Here is a 13,655-nt window from a genome sequence, read left to right on the forward strand (position 1 = left end):
GGGTGTCGCTTCGCAGTCACCAAGCGCGTGAAATACTCGCGGCCATTTTTAACGATGCATGACGCCTGACGAAGCCGCGTGAACGCCGCGCGCTGTTCCTCGTCAAGATGTCCGTCCTTCCCCGGTCCTGCCTTGCCTTACGCCATGAATCGCCGTCACGTTCTCTGCCATCTCGCCGCCCTGTCCGGTGCCGCCAGCCTGCCCGCGCTGGCCGATGGCGCGCCCATCCTGCTGGGACAGTCCGCCCCATTCAGCGGGCCTGCCAGCGAGCTCGGCCTGGCGTTCCGGCAGGGGGCGATGCTGGTGTTCGACCAGGTGAACGCGCGCGGCGGCATTGGTGGGCGCAAGATCGAGTTGCGCAGCATGGACGACGGTTACGAGCCCGAGCGCTGTGCGGCCAACACCCGGTCGCTGATCGGCGCAGGCGTCACTGCGCTGTTCGGCTATGTCGGCACGCCCACCTCGCTCGCCGCGCTGCCCTTGTTCACGGCGGCCAAAGTGCCGTTTGTGGCGCCCTACACCGGCGCCGAGGCGCTGCGCACGCCGTTCAACCGCTACGTGTTCAACGTGCGGGCGTCCTACTTCGACGAGGCCGCCGAGATCGTCAAGCAGATCACCGCAGTGGGCATCAAGCGGGTGGCCGTGTTCTACCAGGACGACAGCTACGGTCAGTCCGGCCTGCAGGGCGTGCAGGCGGCGCTCAAGCCGCTGGGCCTGGCGCCGGTGTCGCTGGGCACGGTGGAGCGCAACTCCACCGACGTGGCCGCCGCGGTGAAGAGCGTGGTGGCCGGCTCGCCCGAGTGCGTGATCCAGATCAGCGCCTACAAGTCCTGCGCGGCCTTCATCCGTGCGGCCAGGCTGGCCGGCTTTGGCGGCAATTTCTACAACCTCTCGTTTGTCGGCACGCAGGCACTGGCCGACGAGTTGGGCTCGGCCGCGAAGGGCGTGATCGTCTCGCAGGTCATGCCTTTCCCGTTCTCGACCCGCACGCCGGTGGCGGGTGAATACCTCGACCGGCTCAAGGCCTCCCACCTGCCGGGCAAGGACCCGAGCTACAGCGGCATGGAAGGGTATGTCGCTGCGCGAACAATGGTCGAGGGCCTGCGCCGCGCGGGCAATACCATCCATGCCGAGAGCCTGGTGGCCGGCCTCGAATCGCTGCACGACTTCGACCTGGGCGGCTTCTTCGTCAACTTCTCGGCCCAGCGCCACAATGGCTCGAAGTTCGTCGACATGACGATCCTGACCGAGGACGGCCGCGTGCGGCACTGACCCAAGCGGGTGCCTGAATTGAGGGCCGTGTCAGGCAGCGCACGGGATGGGCCGCCACAATGGCCGCCGTGTCCCATTTGCCAACCTGCCGTACCGGTGCCGACACCTGCTTCGCGAGCCGCATCGCCGCTCACCTGCTGGCATGCTGCCTCGCCATTGGCCTGATCGCGCCCTGTGCAGCGCTGGAGCCTGACCGCCGGCTCGGCCAGCTGCAGCACAGCGCCTGGTTTGCGCGCGATGGCGCGCCGACCGAGATCGTCGGCATCACGCAGACGCCTGACGGTTTCCTCTGGCTGGGCACGACCAGTGGCCTGTTCCGTTTCGACGGGCTGAAGTTCGAGCGGGTCGACCTGTTCCCCGCCGGGAGCAGCCTGGGCCATGCCCAGAACATCAGCACCCTGACGCTGGCACCTGACGGCAGCCTGTGGATCGGCTTCAGGCTGGGCGGCGTGCTGCGCTGGGACGCTGCACCTGCGGCTTCGTCCGCCAGCGCACACTGGTACGGCACCGAAGCCGGCTTGCCAAACGGCACGGTCTTCCACCTGCTGCAGGACCGCGACGGCCAGGTCTGGGCGGCCACGGCGCTGGGCCTTTTTGCACTGCAGGCCGATGGCCGCTGGTCCGAGGTAGGCCCAGCACAAGGGCTGGACGGCCACTTCTACCAATACCTGATGCAGGACGCTGGCGGCACCCTGTGGCTGAACGGGCCCAACGGCCGCTGGGACCTGCGCCGGCCGGGCGCGTCGCGTTTCGAACGCGCCGTCGGCATGGACCAGGTGAATGACATGTCGATCGACCGCGAGGGCCGCCGCTGGCTGTGGGATCGCGACGACCGGCTGCGGCTGGCCGATGGCGCCGCGGCGCCACGGCTGCCGGTACGGTCCATCGGCCATCACGGTGGCGGCCTGCGCGCCGACCGTGATGGCGGCATCTGGCTGTTCCTGTCCGATGGCGGCATGCTGCGCCTGGCCAGGCCCGAGGATCCTGCCTCCGGCTTCGAGCATTTCGATGCGCAGGACGGCCTGTCCGGCGACCGCGTCACGGCCTCTTTCGTGGACCGTGACGGCAACCTGTGGGTGGGCACCGCCAAGGGACTGGACCGCTTCCGCCCGGCGCGCGCGGTGCCGGCACCTCTGGCTCACGGCTTGGAGGTGGGTGTGATGGCGCCACTGGACGACGGTTCGGTGGTGACCGGCTCGATCGGCCAGCCGCCGGCACGGCTGTGGCCAACGGGTGCTTTCGAGGCCTTGCCGGGCGACTACCGGCCCGGCGAGACCATGTTCGGCGCAGCGGTGCGGGCACCTGACGGTACAGCCTGGGTCGGCGGCATTCCGGACCTGTGGCACCTGGTGGACGGCCGCATGCAGCGTGTGGCCGCGCCGGCCGACATCGCGCCGAAGAACCCGGTGCAGATCCTGGCGGCAGACGCGCAAGGCGCGATCTGGGCCGCCTGGTGGGCCACGCCGCTGCGCCGCTGGAACGGGACCGGCTGGGATGCGGTGCGACCGGCCGAGCGCGGCGAAGAAGTGATGACCGCAATGCTGGACGACCGTGGCGGCTTCTGGCGTGGCCTGGCCAGCGGCGAGGTGATTCGCCGCGACGCGGCTGGCGAGCAGCGCTTCGGCCGCACGCAGGGCCTGGCGCTGGGCCGCGTGCTGAGCCTGCACGCGCGGGACGGCGAGCTGTGGGTGGGCGGCGAGCTGGGTGCATCGCAACTGCTGGACGGGCGCTTCCGTGGCCTGCAGGTCGACGGCGAGCAGGGGCTGCGTTCGGTCTCGGGCATCGTGCAGTCGGCAGGCGGGGACCTCTGGCTGAACGACGAATCCGGCATCCTGCGCATCCGGCGGTCCGACCTGAAGCGCTGGCAGCGCGAGCCGCAGTGGCGCCTGCCGGTCGAGCGGCTGGACTGGCGCGATGGCGTGATCGGTCCGTCGCCCTCGGTGCGCGGCCTGCCGTCTGCCACCGAAGGCCGGGACGGCCGGCTCTGGTTCAGCCGCAACACCGGCATCTATTGGGTGGACCCTGCACGGCCCGCAGCCGCCACTGCGGCACCGGTCGCGCGGGTCACCCGCGTCTCCGTGGATGACCAGCCATGGCCGACCTCGACCGACCTGCAGCTGCCAGCTGGCAGCCAGGTGGTTCGCATCGGCTACACCGCGCCTTTGCCCGGCGCGCCGGAGCGGGTGCGCTTCCGCCACCGGCTGGTCGGGCTGGATCCGGGCTGGCAGGCGCCCACCGAGCGCCGCGAGGCGGTGTTCACCCACCTGCCCCCGGGCGAATACCGGTTCGAGGTGCAAGCCATGGACGAAGGCGGGCGCTGGCAGTCTGCGGTGGCCGGCATGGGTTTCGCGGTCCAGCCCACGCTGACGCAGACGGGCTGGTTCCGCGCCCTGCTGGCGGCCACGGCTGTGGTGCTGGGCTGGCTGCTGTACCGCTGGCGCATGGCCTGGAACAGCCGGCGCGCGCAGGAGCGCATCGAGGCGCGCCTGGCCGAGCGCGAGCGCATTGCCCGCGAACTGCACGACACCTTGCTGCAGAGCACGATGGCGCTGACGGTGCAGATCGAGGCCGCCAGCATCCAGCTGCCCGAGAGCGACCCGCTGCGCCGCGGGCTGGTCTCGGCGCTGGACATGGCGGACGCGGCGGTCGCCGAAACGCGCGCCCGCGTGCAGGACCTGCGCCGCCACCAGCAGCCCGAGGAGCTGTCGCAGGCACTGCAGGCGGCCGTCATCGCGATGCGCGGTGCCGGCCATCGCCCCGGCGTGCGCGGGGAGTGCATCGGCAATGCGCGCGCGCTGGCGCCGGCTGTCTGGCAGGAGGCTTTCCGGCTCGGCCTGGAGGCCGCGCAGAACGCCTTGCGCCACGCTCAGGCCGGCGAAATACGATTGACCGTGCGCTACGGTCCGCAGGCGCTGGCCTTGTTCGTGGTCGACGACGGCATTGGCATGGACGTGTCTCCTTCTGACCTCACCCCGAGCCCGGATGGCCTGCCCGCCTGGGCCAAGCAAGCCCGGGACCGTGGCCACTTCGGACTGGTGGGCTTGTACGAACGCGCCCGCCACCTGGGCGGCCAACTCGACATCGAAAGCGCTGTCGGCCTGGGCACCCGGGTGCAGCTGAGCCTGCGCGCTTCGAAGGCCTACCTGCCCGGATCACGGTCGTGGTGGCCATGGTCGAGAAACCGGAAAACCACCGCGGGCTGAGCGCCTCAGAGACCCTCAGGCCTCGAAAGGTGTCTGGTCCAGTGCCGTGACCTGGATGGGCAGGTCGGGGCCGGTGACGGCGATGCTGCGCACGTCGCCCGGCATCAGGTCGATGAAGTTGTCGGAGAAGTTGACGCCGGGCGCGGCCAGCCAGATGCCCTTGGCCGGGCGTTCGGTGCGCAGCGTCAGGCCGCCCGCGTGGCGTGCTACCTGCAAGCCGCAGTCGCCCAGCGGGTGGAAGCGGAACGGTTCGGGCCAGGCGCAGTCGCGGGCGATGCATTCGCCGTCCACCCACAGGCTGGCTTCGACGACGGCCGGCGCGGCCAGGTCCAGAGGGAAATTCAGGTCGGTGCTGCCGTTGGATGGCGCCATTAGTTCAGCCGTCTGCACTTCACTGCTGACCCCGGCCAGCGCATGGCATTGCAGGCGGACTTCGCAGCGGGTCGCCGCAAGCGCTGACGAGATCCAGCAACGAGCTTCGCCGTCGACCTGCCGGACCGCGATGGCCAGCGGCGCCAGTGCGCGGCGGATCGCATGCCATGCAGGTTTCAGCGTGCCAAGCGAATCGATGATGGCCCAGCTGGTCACCGGCCAGCAGTCGTTGAGCTGCCAGACCAGCGCGCCGCCCACCGCCCGCCGGCCAGCGCCCAGCCAGCGGTGGCGGAAGTCCTGGAAGGCGTAGCGCATGGCCTCGGCCTGCACGAACTGGGTGGCATAGACCGCATCGGCCAGCGTGGGTCCGGCATTCAGCGTGTCGGCCACATACACCGCCAGCCGCCGGTGGCCATCCTGCAGCGGCAGGCCGGCTTTGTTGTGCGCGGCCATGGTGCGGCTGAGCGGGAATTGCTCGGCTTCGGGGATGGCTTGCTGCAGCAGGTCCAGCGACGGATGCGACTGCATGCCGAACTCGCTGACGAAGCGCGCCTGCACCGTGTGATAGCGCTGGTACGGCAGCATCGCGCCGTGCCAGATTTCCCAGCTGTGGCGGTCGCCCACCGTGGGGTTGTCGGAGGTCAGCGTGTCGTTGGCGCTGGGGCTGTAGGGGCTGCCGGGCCAGTAGGGGCGCTGCGGGTCCAGCCGGGCGCAGAGCTCGGGCAGCAACTGCTCGTAGATGGCGCGGGCCTCGAAGCGGACCATGTCCTTGCCCTTGCCGTACAGCCCCATGGACTCGGCAATCGCGTAGTCCTCGTTGTTGCCGCACCAGAGCGCCAGGCAGGCGTGGTGGCGCAGGCGCTTGACTGCGGCAGCGGCCTCGGCCTCCACGCTGCGCAGGAACTCGGGGTTGGCCGGGTAGATGCCGCAGGCGAACAGGAAGTCCTGCCAGACCAGCAGGCCGAGTTCGTCGCAAGCGGCGTAGAACGCGTCGTCCTCGTAGATGCCGCCGCCCCAGACACGCAACATGTTCATGTTTGCCTCGGCCGCTTGCCGCACGCGCAGCCGGTAGCGTTCGGGCGTGATGCGGTTGAGCAGGTTGTCGTCGGGAATCCAGTTGGCGCCGCCCATGAAGACCTGCCGGCCGTTGACCTCGAAGCAGAAAGAGCTGCCTTTTTCGCCCGCCACCGGCTCCTGCACCAGCCGCAGTGTGCGCAGGCCGATCCGGCGGTTGTGCCTGTCCAGCACCTGCTCGCCGGCCTGCAGCGTTGTGACCAGCGTGTACAGCGGCTGCGCGCCCTGGCCGTTGGGCCACCAGAGTTCCGGCGCGTCCACATGCAGGCTGGCCTCGGTGCCGGCGGGCACCGAAGCTTCGGCCACGAGCTTGCCTTGCGGGTCGAGGAGACGGTGGTGCAACGCCAGCGCCGCGTCCTGCGTTCCCGCCAGTTCGCAGCGCAGGTCTACCCGCGCATGGCCGAGGTCCGTCGCCAGGTGCACGGTGCTGTCCACCTCTTGCAGCCGGGTCTCGTAGGCTTCGAGCTTGACCGGCTGCCACGGCCCGGCCGTCAACAGCACAGGGCCCCAGTCCCAGCCGTAGTGGTACTGGGCCTTGCGCACATGCAGCCGGCTGGATTCACCATTCCACAGGTTGCGCCGCCCCAGCGCCGCCTCGCGCTCGCGCCCGCGTCGCTGGGCCGATTCGAAATACAGCCCCAGTCGGTTCGTGCCCGGCTTCAGCAGGCCACGCACCTCGATGCGCGCCGGAACGAACATGTTGTCGCTCACCAGCACGCGCTGCCCGTTCAGATAGACGGTGGCAAACGTGTCCAGCCCGTCCAGCACCAGGTCCACCTGCACGGCCAGCGCCGCGGCATCCACCTCGAAGTCGCAGCGGTAGCACCAGTCCTTCTCCGCCACCCACTGCACTTCGACCTCCTGCGTGCCGAAGTACGGATCCGGAATCGCCCCCTGCGCAATCAGGTCCTGGTACACCGTGCCCGGCACCGTCGCCGGCCGCCAGTCCGCCTCGGCCGCCAGGTTCTCCAGCATCGAGAGCTCAGGCGCCGCCATCCGGAACAGCCAGGATTCGTGCAGCGGGCGGGCGGTGGTGGCAGCGGGCATGGCGAGGCTCCGGGTGCGGTGGGCGGCATGAGGTCAGGACCGATGCTGGCACAGCCGCGGTCCTCGCGGGGCGTCTTGAGGCAGCGCCAGCTGGTGTCGAGTGCTTGCCACCAGGCTCAGGCTTCGCCGAACAAGGGCCGCAGCATCTGCACTTCTTCCACCATCCGGCCGCCCAGTTCCAGCAGTTTGGCGCTCCCCGGCACTTCGGCGAAGCCGGCGGCGCGGTAGAAGCGGATGCCGCGTTGGTTGCCGCTGAGCACCCAGAGCGATACCGAGTCGCGGCCTTGGGCCAGCAGCTCCGAGAGCGCACGCTGGAGCAGCGCACGGCCCACGCCCTGGCCCCAGGCGCTGGGCAACGCATACAGCGCCCAGATCTCGCCGCGCGTGGGCGGCGAACCTTCGTCGCGGCAAGGCCCATGGCTGACGAAGCCGAGCACCTGGCCCGCCTCGTCGCGCATCACCCGCGTGTTCGAGTCCTGGCGCGCGAGGATGCCGCGCCAGCGTTCGCTGCGCTGCTCGATGGAGAGTTCGGCCAGGAAGGCAGGAGGCAGGATGGCCGCATAGGCGGGCTGCCATGAACGCACGTGGGCCGTAGCGATGCCCTGGGCGTCGACTTCGGTGGGGTGGTCGATCTGCATCGGTCTGCCAAGGTTTGATGGTGGTTGTCAGGCCACCTTGGCCAGTCGTTCAATCGCCGCAATGCCGAGCAGCATCTTCTCGCGGGCGGACGAGTTGGCGGAATGCACGTGGATCCTGGGTGGCACGAAGCCTTGCAATGCAACCGCCTGTTCGATCCACAGGATCACGTCGTAACCGGTGCCTCGTTCATCGTCGCCGAGGTCGTGGTCGAGGCTGATCTCCCGAACATTGCCGGTCTGCAACAGCGCGATGGCTTCGTCAGGCCAGTACACCCTGGTCCAACCATCGGGTGTCTTGCGCTCGTCGTCCAAAAACACCCGCATGGGTCTGAGCTTTCGTTGCTGTCATTGGCTTGGCAGCGTGTGGCGGGAGCGAATCTCTGCATAGCAGGCGATGCACACCAAGCGCATGTTGTTGAATTCATGGAATGCTTGGGTCATCTCGCCCTCTTCCTCAAATTTCTCTTCGCAGGCATAGCACCAAGCTTGGCGGTCGTTGGGCTCAGACTTGTTTTCGATGAAGCCTACTGGTCTGGCATTCGGTCCAATCATGTGACAGCACACCACGGCGGAGATTTTTCGGCCGTGTCGGTCGCAATCGACGCTCAGCGGTTTGGGTTGTGTCATTTTCTAGTGCCGTGGCTGCGGCAAATCATACGGCCGCTCCTCGTTGACAGGCGCGGTCGCGCCACGCCATCAGATGCAGTTCGCCAATGAAAACGGCCGCCCCGTTGGGGGCGGCCGTGTGTGTGGGAGTTGACAAGCAGCAGCCGCCTGGCCGCTGCCCGTCCTCGCGTCAGTAACTTGCCTTCAGGCTGACGCCCGAGAAGGCTGAGTAGCCGCGCACCATGATGTAGTAGTCACCTGCCGAGGTGCTGGTGGTGGTGCAGGTCTCGTTGTTGCCGCTCAGGTAAGGCCGGCACGAGTACGTGGTGGTGGTCGGCCGTGACCCGAAGCGGGTGTAGAGGTCTGCGTCGCCCGTGCCACCCGAGGTGGTGATCGTCAGCGTCTTGCCGGCCGGGACTGTGATGCGCCAGTATTGCGCGCTGCTGGTGGCCCCGGAGATCGTGATGGCCTGGCCATTGGTCAGCAACGGATCACCACCGCCGCCGCCACCCGTCGTGGAGTAAGTGGCCGTCAGCGAGACGCCGCTGTAGGCCGAATACCCGTTGAGCAGCACGTAGTAGGTGCCGGCCGCAGGGTTGGTCACGGTGCAGGTTTCGGCGTTGCCGGTCTTGTACGGACGGCAGTCGTAGGTCGACAGCGTCGGGCGGGCGCCCAGCTTGGTGTAGAGGTCCACGTCACCGGTGCCACCCGAGATGGCGATGGTCAGCGAGGTTTGCCCACTCGGCACGACGATCTTGTAGAACGCCTGCGAGCTGGCCGCTCCGCTGATGCCGGTGACCGCGGTGCCGTTGGTCAGCACGATGTCCGTGCCACCGCCGCCACCACCGCCACCGCCGGTGCCACCGGTCACCGCCACGCCTACGGCATTCCAGGCATCGGCCACCGAGACCTGCTCAGCCGCGGTCAAGCCGAGGTTGATCGCGGCTTGTTTGGTCGCGTTGCCGGCTGCCAGGAAGTTGGCGTTGGAGGTCAGGATGTTGACGTTGGCTTCGTAGAAGACCCGGATGGCCTTGGCCATGCCGATGCCGGTCACGTTGATCGTGGACTTGCCGCGGGGATGGGTGCCACCCTGCGAGAGCAGGTAGAACGCCAGGTTGGCAATGCCCGAGCTGTAATGCACGTCCACATTGCCCACGCCGCTGACCCAGAAGTCCTTGGACGAGCCATCGGCCGCCGGGTCGCTCATGTAGCGCAACGCAGGCGGCAGGATGTCTTCGCCGACCTTCCAGGTGTCGGCCGAGACGGTCAGCGTGCCGGTCTTGCCGCCGTCGACATAGGCCTCGGTGAAGGCACCGAAGATGTCGGACATGGCCTCGTTCAGGCCGCCCGATTCACCCGAATAAACCAGCCCGGACTCGTTTTCGGTCACGGCGTGGGTCAGTTCGTGGCCGGTCACGTCCACGGCGCGCGCCAGCGGCAGGCAACCTTGGCTGGAGTTGCCGTCGCCGTAAACCATCTGCGTGCCGTCCCAGTAGGCATTGCAGTAGTTGGTGCTGTAGTGCACCGAACTGATCAGCGCGGCGCCGGCGTTGTTGTAGGAGTCGCGGTTCCAGAAGGCCTTGTAGGCTTCGTAGGTGGCGCCGGTGCCGTCGTAGGCGGCGTTCACGTCGGTGTCGCTGGTGGCCGCCTGGCCTTCGGAACGCTTCAGCGTGCCGGGGGTGCTGGTGCCGTTGTTGGCGCTGTAGATCTTGCGGTTCTCGGCGAAGTGGATCTGCGGATGCACCGCGACGATGGCACCGCTGTCGACATCGACGTAGACCTTGTCGCGCACCGGGTCCTGCCCGCGCGTGCCGGTCACCACCGTCTCGTAGGCCATGTGGAAGCGGCCTTCGGGCGTCAGCAGGAACACCTTGCGCGGTGGCGTGGTGGCCATGCCGGCGAAGCGCGCATCGGCCGCGATTGCGGGATGCACTGCGCTTTCGCCGACGTTCTTGGCGCCCAGCGTGGCCGCGATGTCGCCGCGGGCCGTGCCGTTGATCGCGAAGATCTTGCCCTTGCCGTCAATGTGCACGACCAGGTCACCGCCGATCACGTCCAGGCCGCGGTGGGTCTGGTTGTAGCGCAAGTGCTGGTTGCCGTTGGGGTCCACGTTGACCTTGCGCAGCTGCAGCTCGGCCGGGCGCAGGCGCAGGGCGGCCAGCGCCGGGACCAGCGCGGGGCGCATGGCCTGCTGGGTGGCGGCAAGGTCCGTCGCGTCCAGCCGCGGGGCGTGACCGAGGTCGCCTCGCAGGAACAGCGGCAGTCCGTCAGAGCTGGCCTGGATCACATCGACCGATGGCAGCGTGCCGAGCGCACGTGCGACGTCCGTCGGCGTGTTGCCGGGGATCGCGGCCATTGCGCTGGTGGCCAGCAAAAGGCCTGAGGCGGCCAGGGCGGTCATCAACTGACCATGGGCCCATCTGAAACTCATCGAACTCATCATTGCTCCCAACAGGTATGGGTTCACGCGCGGTAACGCGTGCTGCCATGTCGTCCATGCCCGCCCGGATTGGCGAGCGGACGGATGCTCGGAGTGCGACAAGGATGTGTCAAACCCCTAAGTCGTCAGTGACCTGAGGTGCCTCAAGCCATGTCCTACGAGGAGATGGCGCTGTCCCAGGCGTTGACCACGCATGGCGCTAAGGGATCGCCCTGATGGGACACGGCCTGGAAACAACGGTCACCTGTCCCCTTCACAGGTGACGAGGCCTTGCGTGCTGAGAAAAGGCGCGACGGGTGCGCCTCGCGACGTCGGTGAGCCGGCTGCCGTGGATCCGTGCAACGGCGCTCCCGCGCCGTTGCCGGAACTTGCTGAAGTTACGCCTGGATGCGCAGGTTCAGAACAAGAAGTACCTTTGGGCCATCGGCAGCACTGTCGCCGGTTCGCAGGTTAGCAGCTGGCCGTCGGCGCGCACGTGGTAGGTCTGCGCGTCGATCTCCATGGTCGGCAGGTAGCTGTTGTGCACCATGTCGGTCTTTCTCACGGTGCGGCAGCCGCGCACCGCGGCGAGCTGCTTCTTCAGGCCGAAGGCGTCGCCGATGCTGTTGGCCAGGCCCGCCTGGCTAACGAAGGTGAGCGAGCCGCGGGCCAGCGCGCCGCCGAAGGCGCCGAACATCGGGCGGTAGTGCACCGGCTGTGGCGTGGGGATGCTGGCGCTGGGGTCGCCCATCGCGGCCATCGCGATGAAGCCGCCCTTGAGGATCAGGCTGGGCTTGACGCCGAAGAAGGCCGGGCGCCAGAACACCAGGTCGGCCCACTTGCCGACCTCGATCGAGCCGACCTCGTGGGCAATGCCGTTGGCCAGCGCCGGGTTGATCGTGTACTTGGCCACGTATCGCTTGAGGCGGCCGTTGTCGTGGCGCTCCGGGTCGCCGGCCAGCTTGCCGAGCTGGGCCTTCATCTTGTGCGCCGTCTGCCAGGTGCGGATGATGACCTCGCCAACGCGGCCCATGGCCTGGCTGTCCGAGCTCATCATGCTGATCGCGCCCAGGTCGTGCAGCATGTCCTCGGCGGCAATCGTCTCGCGGCGGATGCGGCTTTCGGCGAAGGCCAGGTCCTCGGCGATGGACGCGTCCAGGTGGTGGCAGACCATCAGCATGTCGACGTGTTCGTCCACCGTGTTGACGGTGTAGGGCATGGTCGGGTTGGTGGAACTGGGCAGGAAGTTGGCCTCGCCGACCACGCGCAGGATGTCCGGCGCATGGCCGCCGCCGGCGCCTTCGGTGTGGAAGGCGCAGAGGCTGCGGCCCTTGGTCGCGGCAATCGTGTCCTCGACGAAGCCGGATTCGTTCAGCGTGTCGCTGTGGATCGAGACCTGGGTGTCGGTTTCGTCGGCGACCGACAGGCAGCAGTCGATGGCCGCGGGCGTGGTGCCCCAGTCCTCGTGCAGCTTCAGGCCGATGGCACCGGCCTCGATCTGCTGGCGCAGCGCCGCCGGCTGCGAGGCATTGCCCTTGCCGAGGAAGCCGAGGTTCATCGGGAAGGCGTCGGCCGCCTGCAGCATGCGTCGCAGGTTCTCCGGTCCGGGCGTGCAGGTGGTGGCGAAGGTGCCGGTGGCCGGGCCGGTGCCGCCGCCCAGCATGGTGGTCACGCCGCTGGACAGCGCTTCTTCAATTTGCTGCGGGCAGATGAAGTGGATGTGGCTGTCGATGCCGCCGGCCGTGACGATCATGCCCTCACCGGCAATCACCTCGGTGCCCGGGCCGATGACGATGTCCACGCCCGGCTGCACGTCCGGGTTGCCGGCCTTGCCGATGGCGGCGATGCGCTGGCCGCGGATGCCGATGTCGGCCTTGACGATGCCCCAGTGGTCCAGGATCACCGCGTTGGTGATGACCAGGTCCACCGCCTCGTGTGCGCCGGGGCCGTTGGGCACCTGGCTCTGGCCCATGCCGTCGCGGATGGTCTTGCCGCCGCCGAACTTCACCTCTTCGCCGTAGCCGCCGGCCTTCAGCGTGAAGTCTTGTTCAACTTCGAGGATCAGCCCGGTGTCGGCCAGCCGCAGCCGGTCGCCCGTCGTGGGGCCGAACATTTCGGCGTAGGCGCGTTTTCCAATCGTGGCCATCAAAGTTTTCCTTGCACCAGGCCGCGGAAGCCGTAGACGGTGCGGCTGCCGCTCAGGTCCACCAGTTCGACCGTGCGCTGCTGGCCCGGCTCGAAGCGCACGGCAGTGCCGCTGGCAATGTTCAGCCGCATGCCGCGCGCGGCCTCGCGGTCGAAACTCAGGCCGGCGTTGGTCTCGGCAAAGTGGTAGTGCGAGCCGACCTGCACCGGCCGGTCGCTGGCGTTTTCGACGACCAGCGTCAGCGTGCGGCGGCCGGGGTTCAGCGGCAGGTCACCTTCGTCGGTGAAGAGTTCGCCGGGAATCATCGGGCGGACCTTGGCGCCGAGGCCTGGCGCGCGCGCAGCTTGCGGCGCAGCAGCACGTTGGCGCCGTACAGCACCAGCGTGGCCGCCACGAAGGCGGCTTCGATGCCGTGGTGGCCACCGGTGTGGCCCGGGTGCGCGGAGGCGGCCAGCGGCAGGGCGGCCAGGGCCAGCGAAGCGCCCAGGTTCAGGGCGCGGCAAAACGGGGAGGGCAACAGCATGGTGGCTCCTGTCAGGCAATCGGTTGGTGCACGGTCACCAGCTTGGTGCCGTCGGGGAAAGTGGCTTCGACCTGGATCTCCGGGATCATCTCCGCCACGCCTTCCATGACCTGGGCGCGGGTGAGCACGGTCTTGCCCTCGCTCATCAGCTGGGCGACGGTCTTGCCGTCACGGGCGCCTTCCATGATGGCGGCGCTGATCAGGGCCACTGCTTCCGGATAGTTGAGCTTCAGGCCGCGCGCCAGCCGGCGTTCGGCCAGCAGCGAGGCGGTGAAGATCAGCAGCTTGTCTTTTTCGCGGGGCGTCAGTTCCATGCGGTGTTCCTGCGGCGGCGAAGGCCGGCCGGGTGAGGGTT

At 68.3% G+C, this 13,655-nt stretch carries 11 protein-coding genes; 2 read left to right on the forward strand and 9 right to left on the reverse strand.

The window, feature by feature from the left end:
* The first annotated feature begins 144 nt into the window (after positions 1–144).
* Entirely contained in the window at positions 145–1,272 is a 1,128-nt protein-coding gene (locus tag LRH25_RS15035; RefSeq protein ID WP_141286589.1) for an ABC transporter substrate-binding protein, read from the forward strand.
* A gap of 68 nt (positions 1,273–1,340) precedes the next feature.
* Positions 1,341–4,475 (forward strand): sensor histidine kinase, encoded by a 3,135-nt coding sequence (locus tag LRH25_RS15040; RefSeq protein WP_231011493.1) that lies wholly within the window; start codon positions 1,341–1,343, stop codon positions 4,473–4,475.
* Between the two features lie 15 nt (positions 4,476–4,490).
* On the opposite strand, the gene LRH25_RS15045 is transcribed toward LRH25_RS15040, so the two are convergent.
* The 9 genes from LRH25_RS15045 to ureA all read right to left on the reverse strand — a co-directional run bounded on the left by LRH25_RS15045 (position 4,491) and on the right by ureA (position 13,614).
* Positions 4,491–6,968, reverse strand: a complete 2,478-nt coding sequence (locus LRH25_RS15045; RefSeq protein WP_141287442.1) for a glycoside hydrolase family 2 protein — start codon at positions 6,966–6,968, stop codon at positions 4,491–4,493.
* Positions 6,969–7,084: 116 nt separating this feature from the next.
* A complete protein-coding gene (locus LRH25_RS15050; protein WP_141287443.1) occupies positions 7,085–7,606 on the reverse strand; it encodes a GNAT family N-acetyltransferase in 522 nt (173 codons plus the stop codon).
* 27 nt (positions 7,607–7,633) lie between these two features.
* Positions 7,634–7,930 carry a cyclic-phosphate processing receiver domain-containing protein gene (locus LRH25_RS15055; RefSeq protein ID WP_141287444.1) on the reverse strand — a complete coding sequence of 99 codons (297 nt, stop codon included), beginning with the start codon at positions 7,928–7,930 and terminating at the stop codon, positions 7,634–7,636.
* Between the two features lie 21 nt (positions 7,931–7,951).
* Positions 7,952–8,233 carry a hypothetical protein gene (locus LRH25_RS15060; RefSeq protein ID WP_141287445.1) on the reverse strand — a complete coding sequence of 94 codons (282 nt, stop codon included), beginning with the start codon at positions 8,231–8,233 and terminating at the stop codon, positions 7,952–7,954.
* A gap of 169 nt (positions 8,234–8,402) precedes the next feature.
* Positions 8,403–10,643, reverse strand: a complete 2,241-nt coding sequence (locus LRH25_RS15065; RefSeq protein ID WP_170200840.1) for a M4 family metallopeptidase — start codon at positions 10,641–10,643, stop codon at positions 8,403–8,405.
* 406 nt (positions 10,644–11,049) lie between these two features.
* Positions 11,050–12,777 carry an urease subunit alpha gene (gene ureC, locus LRH25_RS15070; RefSeq protein WP_141287447.1) on the reverse strand — a complete coding sequence of 576 codons (1,728 nt, stop codon included), beginning with the start codon at positions 12,775–12,777 and terminating at the stop codon, positions 11,050–11,052.
* A complete protein-coding gene (locus LRH25_RS15075; RefSeq protein ID WP_141287448.1) occupies positions 12,777–13,082 on the reverse strand; it encodes an urease subunit beta in 306 nt (101 codons plus the stop codon). Before LRH25_RS15075 ends, ureC begins: the two co-directional genes overlap by 1 nt.
* A complete protein-coding gene (locus tag LRH25_RS15080; RefSeq protein ID WP_141287449.1) occupies positions 13,079–13,300 on the reverse strand; it encodes a hypothetical protein in 222 nt (73 codons plus the stop codon). Before LRH25_RS15080 ends, LRH25_RS15075 begins: the two co-directional genes overlap by 4 nt.
* Before the next feature lie 11 nt (positions 13,301–13,311).
* On the reverse strand, positions 13,312–13,614 hold the full coding sequence (gene ureA, locus LRH25_RS15085; RefSeq protein ID WP_141287450.1) for an urease subunit gamma: 303 nt from the start codon (positions 13,612–13,614) through the stop codon (positions 13,312–13,314).
* Positions 13,615–13,655 lie beyond the last annotated feature (41 nt).

It is taken from the genome of Ideonella azotifigens (genome assembly GCF_021043325.1).
Taxonomy (GTDB): domain Bacteria; phylum Pseudomonadota; class Gammaproteobacteria; order Burkholderiales; family Burkholderiaceae_C; genus Ideonella; species Ideonella azotifigens.